The organism is Methylobacterium sp. E-025 (assembly GCF_022829705.1).
GTDB lineage: Bacteria > Pseudomonadota > Alphaproteobacteria > Rhizobiales > Beijerinckiaceae > Methylobacterium.
The window spans coordinates 1-202 of sequence record NZ_JAKSYR010000196.1 but is presented as its reverse complement, the minus strand read 5'-3'; the positions used below and the strand labels follow the sequence as shown (position 1 = coordinate 202).

The following is a 202-nucleotide window of genomic DNA, read 5'->3' as shown; positions in this document are numbered from 1 at the left end:
CTGAACCAGTTCCAGCTCTTGAGCATGTTGGCCGACCGGGGCTGATCGGGATAGGCCACGATGACGCCCTGCTCCTCGGCCAGCCGGTCCATCCGGGTTCCGATGGCGAAGTCGCGCGCGGTCTGCGAGCAGCCGTGGAGCATCACCACGAGCGGACGGGGACCGTGTCCGGAACCCGACGGCACAAACAGGTCGTAGGCGC

The 202-nt window shown here is 67.3% G+C and carries 1 protein-coding gene; it reads right to left on the bottom strand.

The window, feature by feature from the left end:
- The coding region (locus MKK64_RS27435) for an alpha/beta hydrolase family esterase (RefSeq protein ID WP_243938898.1) at window positions 1-202 on the bottom strand (202 nt) is incomplete at both ends.